This window comes from Skermanella sp., assembly GCF_059503625.1.
The window spans coordinates 1-4,755 of the sequence record NZ_JCACHA010001200.1; the positions used below are offsets into that span (position 1 = coordinate 1).

General features: G+C 59.7%; 8 protein-coding genes. All 8 read right to left on the reverse strand.

The features are described from left to right. Positions 1 to 65: 65 nt before the first annotated feature. Positions 66 to 233 (reverse strand): hypothetical protein, encoded by a 168-nt coding sequence (locus AC5JJ6_RS42120; protein WP_496047781.1) that lies wholly within the window; start codon positions 231 to 233, stop codon positions 66 to 68. Between the two features lie 20 nt (positions 234 to 253). Further along, on the reverse strand, positions 254 to 823 hold the full coding sequence (locus AC5JJ6_RS42125; RefSeq protein ID WP_496047782.1) for a GNAT family N-acetyltransferase: 570 nt from the start codon (positions 821 to 823) through the stop codon (positions 254 to 256). Beyond that, complete coding sequence (locus AC5JJ6_RS42130) at positions 823 to 1,452, reverse strand: tyrosine-type recombinase/integrase (protein WP_496047783.1); 630 nt, start codon at positions 1,450 to 1,452, stop codon at positions 823 to 825. Before AC5JJ6_RS42130 ends, AC5JJ6_RS42125 begins: the two co-directional genes overlap by 1 nt. 199 nt (positions 1,453 to 1,651) lie before the next feature. Continuing rightward, the gene (locus AC5JJ6_RS42135; RefSeq protein WP_496047784.1) at positions 1,652 to 1,921 is read right to left on the reverse strand and encodes a hypothetical protein; all 270 of its coding nucleotides are present in this window, start codon (positions 1,919 to 1,921) and stop codon (positions 1,652 to 1,654) included. Between the two features lie 17 nt (positions 1,922 to 1,938). Beyond that, entirely contained in the window at positions 1,939 to 2,865 is a 927-nt protein-coding gene (locus AC5JJ6_RS42140) for a bestrophin family protein (RefSeq protein WP_496047785.1), read from the reverse strand. A gap of 557 nt (positions 2,866 to 3,422) precedes the next feature. Continuing rightward, a complete protein-coding gene (locus AC5JJ6_RS42145; protein WP_496047786.1) occupies positions 3,423 to 3,908 on the reverse strand; it encodes a DUF3800 domain-containing protein in 486 nt (161 codons plus the stop codon). Then, a complete protein-coding gene (locus tag AC5JJ6_RS42150) occupies positions 3,866 to 4,090 on the reverse strand; it encodes a hypothetical protein (RefSeq protein ID WP_496047787.1) in 225 nt (74 codons plus the stop codon). The genes AC5JJ6_RS42145 and AC5JJ6_RS42150 overlap by 43 nt, the downstream gene beginning before the upstream one ends. A gap of 205 nt (positions 4,091 to 4,295) precedes the next feature. Further along, positions 4,296 to 4,541, reverse strand: coding sequence for a type II toxin-antitoxin system VapB family antitoxin (locus AC5JJ6_RS42155; protein ID WP_496047788.1), 246 nt, complete (start codon positions 4,539 to 4,541; stop codon positions 4,296 to 4,298). Between the last annotated feature and the right edge of the window lie 214 nt (positions 4,542 to 4,755).

Below are 4,755 nucleotides of genomic sequence, written 5' to 3' on the forward strand. Positions count from 1 at the left end.
GAAGCGGCAGCCGACAAGCAGGCGCGTCTATGTCGGCTGCCGCTTCGCTCTAGACCGACCTACGGTTAATCTTTACCGACCAAAAACTCAGCCAAAGACTCGACTGAATTGAACCACACTTTCGGATCGTCGGCCGTGACTTTGATCTCGCCCCGAACGACTGCAAGAGTGCGCGCCTGGATCTCTTCGCGTGAAGCGATCCCGACCCTTAAAACACGTTCATCATTTTTCATGGCGCACTCCTCCCCTTATTTCATGATGAGCATACCCCCGTCCCCAACCGCTTGTAATAGAACACCGTGTCGCACGGCGTCCCGTCCGGCCACAGCGCGTAGCCCGGCACCGTGCCGACCATCACCCAGCCCTGCCGCCGGTAAAGCCGCTCCGCGCCGTCGCTTGCGGTGTCCAGCACCAGCAGCGTCTTCCCCTCATCACACGCCGCGTCCTCGGCCGCCGCCATCAGCGCCGCCCCCACCCCGGTCCCGCGCGCCCGCCGGTGGACCAGAAGCTTGGAAACGTCGCCCCGGTGCGGCTGGTTTTCCGGCTGCGCCAGGATCACCTGAACGGTCCCGACGATGCCCCGCCCCTGCTCCGCCCCGACCGTCTCCGCGACCAGCAGCACGCGCTCGCCGTGCGCGACGCCGTCCGCCACCCCTTGCCAGAACCCCACCGCCTTGTCCCGGTCCAGCGGCGCCATGAAGCTGACCGATGCGCCCCCGGCCACACAGTCGATCAGCACCTCCGCCAGTTCCGGAACGGCGGCCCGAGCCTCGTCCGCGCCCAGGCGCCGGACCTGGAACCCACCGGCCTCGATCCTGCCCATCACAGCAGCTTCATCACGCGCCGTTTCGCCTCGTCGCTGCCGTCGACGTAGCTCTGGGTCGTGTTCAGGCTGGTGTGCCCCGCAAGTTGCTGGACATCGCGCAGCGAACCGCCCGCTTCGGTGATCCGATCCGCCACCCGCGTTATGAAGGTGCGCCGGCCGGAATGGCTGGAGAATCCTGCAAGCCCCAGTTCCCCATACATCTGTCCGAACATCAGCACGATGGAATTCGCCGCCATGCAGACCAGCCGGCGGTCCTCCGGGTCTTCCGGGTTGGGCCGCATCGCCCGTTCCGACAGGATCAGCGGATCGTCGGGACCGCCGGGCACGATGCGGAACAACTCGATGACATGGGCGCGCAGGTCGGCATGCATCGGAATCACCCGGTCGGTCCCCTTCTTGCTCAAGCGCAGCTTGCCGCGCAGATCGATCACGTCGGCGATCCCGCCGCCGTCGTCCATCACGTGGGCGCGCCGCAGCTTCGCGATCTCCACCGCGCGCAATCCGGCGCGCACGCTGAGGAGCACCACCACGCGATTCCGGTGCGGATAGCGCCGGCGCTCGCCGCACCAGCGCAGGCATGCCTTCACCTGCGTATCGTTAAGGAGTTCCGCCCGTTTTCCCGCCATCGCTCCAAAGTCCGTCCACCGTTCAACTCGTCTCGACGACTCATAGTAAAATAAAAAATTTCACTATGGAACCCCCTTTCGATATCTCCGCCGCCCTGGAATGGGAAACCGGCCCCGGATGTTTGTGGAAGCAGGAGAACAAAACGTCACCCTTTCCAGTCGGAGACCATCGTGTCCAACCGCATAACGTCCCGTCCCCCTAGCCCCGATCCTGGCGCTTCTTGCCCTGGCGGCGCTTCTGACCGGATGCATCCATCACGACGGCTACCCGGCCTATTACGGCGGCTACGGTTATTACGGCGGTCATGGCGGGGATCATGGCGGCTATGGACGGCGGGATAGCTGGTACAAGGGCGACTGGAACCGGGGCGACGGCTATTACGGCGGCCATCGCGGTGGTCGCCATGGTCATGGCAGGGGCCATGGAGGCCATGGAGGCCACGGGGGCCACGGGGGCCACAGGGGTCACTGGCGGTAAGCGCCCCCTCACATCAGCCAGTAATCGACCGGCTTCAGCGGCTGCGGCAGCTCGGTTTCGCCCAAAGCCTCCAGCAGGTCGATCTCGACGCGCCGGCACATCGATTCGAGCGGCAGGTCGTTGGGCAGCAGTCCGAACGGCTCCTCGATCTCGTCGCCGATCGCATCCAGCCCGAAGAACGTATAGGAGACCAGCCCGACGACGAACGGCGTCATGAACCCCGTCGTATCCACCAGCCCGAACGGCAGCGCGAAGCAATACAGATACGCCGTCCGGTGCAGCAGCAGTGCATACGAGAACGGCAGGGGCGTGTGCCGAATGCGCTCGCACCCCGCCTGGACCCCCGCCAGCGCCGTCAGGTTGTCCTCCACCTGAGCCACCATCATGGGGTCCAGCCGCCCGGCGGCGGCCAGCGCCGCGACATCCCGGCTCATCAAACGCAGCAGCCGATCCGGCGCATTGACCGACTCGCCCACGGCCTGGACATCGCCGGCGGTCAGGTACTTCCCGCTCTGGCCGTCCCTGGTGCCTTGCAGGTGATGCTTGAGCGCATAGGTAAAGGCGATCAGCCGGCGCACCATGGCCGGCACGCGCTCATCGTCGTCTTCCCCCTGTGCGGGCCGGACATGGTTGACGATCAGCCGGGTCACCGAACGCGTCCGGATCACCAGCTCCCCCCAAAGCTTCCGCCCTTCCCACCAGCGGTCGTAGCTGGCGGTGTTGCGGAACCCCAGGAAGATGGCAAGCGCCAGCCCGATCAGGCTGAACGGAATGGGCGTCAGCGTCACCTTCTGATTGAACAGCGTCCCATGCGCCATGGTCACCAGCACAGCGACGCCGACCGTGCTGAGCACCTGACCCTTGATGCGCGGGACGATGGAGCCCCGCATGATGAAGAAAAGCTGAAATGCGGAAGGACGTTTACGGACGATCATTATGGTCTCGTTGCAATGGTCCCCGTAAACGGTTTCACGGTGCGGTAGAGTTCCACGACCCTATAAGGGCCTCACCGATGGCCTGAAGAGAGCCTTACCACACCCGGCGCATTCCCGCGCCGTCTACCGCGCCATGCTGGAAGCCTCGGCCGCTGACGACGACGGCAACCTCAAACTGAAAATGCACACCCCCAAGGCACCGCCTGGACCGACGCCAACCGCCCCCACCGGATGGCAACGGTGATGTTCGCGAATGGGAGGTGGATGAGGGAACCCTGGCGATCAGGGTTGCGTTGGAGCAGAACCCAGACCGGCGACAAAGGATTATGATCAGGCGCGGTTAGCGCCGCTTGAGATCGCAGCCTGCACCTCACCTCCCGCTGATGTTCAACGGGTTCTTGCTTGCAAAATCTGCAAGATTACTCCATGTTGAAATCGGCGACCGATAGTGGGCGGTTCTCGGACCACTCCAGCTCCAAGCAGCATCGGCCGTCCCTTCTTCACCGGTGCCAAAGTGGTTCGCTTGGCCAGATTCTGCTTTGGCATATGTATTGGAGTCATGTCTCGGCCTTCAAATAGCTACGAAACTGTTCACGGTTCGCGGAGCCCTCGATCGTTGACCATAAAAACTGTATGACGTAGACGAAAATGTCAGCCAGTTGGATCATGCGGCTGTGGTGCGATCTGGCGAAATGGGGCGTGTCTACGATGTTTTCAATTTTTCGTCCTTTTGCCCATCCAGTTCCTGACTGCTTGTATAAAGCCAAACATTCAACAGCAGTCGCAACAGCATCATCGTCTTTGTCACCAAAAATCATACCTTTTGCCGTCTTTTGGGCCAAGAATTTATCAACCTGCTCAAGAAAATATTTAAACGCGATCGACTCAGGCTTTTCAGCAGAATATGCGATATTTTCAGGCACTATCCGTACATAGATTTTCTGAATATCCTCAGCACTTTCTATGATTTTTACCAAAGACTTCATCGCATCTAAACGTTTTATGAAATCCATTCCTTTGAAGTTTGCCTTTCCATTAAACATTTTTTTCCATGAAATTCAGTTTCTTTACGCAAGGAGCGATCTTCGAAAAGGCTGAAAGCAAGGTCATTGACCTGTGTCTCTAATACGGGAATACGATCAATAGGAATTGCAAGTCCACCGATCCAGTAGCTTTTTTGATCAGGAGGGTTGTATTTTACCTCGTCAAAGTAGATTGCATACACCCTCATCTCCACAATTAAGAACATCATGGAGCATACTTACCACTATGGAGGCAGCAAGAAAAGAGACCTCATAGCAAACGTCAACAACGTTCACTATCTTTGGGCGGCGGGCAACACCATCTAATTTTCGATGGTCGGCGAGATTCCCGGAGAGGATGCCGCCGAAGAACCATCGGCACTGCATGGGAATGCATGAAGTCCGCCTTTACTTTGGCAGCCCCATGTCGTCATGTTCTACAGCTTCGAAATTATCAGACCGCAGCGGGATCAAATGCAATTGGGCAACGATCGCATCAACCCCTGCCCATGGATCGGAAGACTCATCCCCTTCTAACTCGGTCAGCATGCGATCCACCGCCGCCTCGACGGTCACCGTCTGGCCAAGCCCGGTCAGCCGGCTAAGCCGCTCGATCTTTTCGATCACCTGCCGATCGGCGATTTGGACAGACATGATCAACCACCTATGATGTTCAGTGATCATCAATATACGTCGGAATTCTCTCAACTTCGATGTGGCCTCTTGGCATTGCAGAACCTGGGCAAGTTGGTGCTTTAAAACCCCTCACGCCCCCTACCTCAGCAGTCCCGCCCCTATCCCGCCGCCACGTCCGGGCGGCGGCAACCAAAGCGTCGATATTGGCCAGGGGAGTGTAAACCGGCAGCGT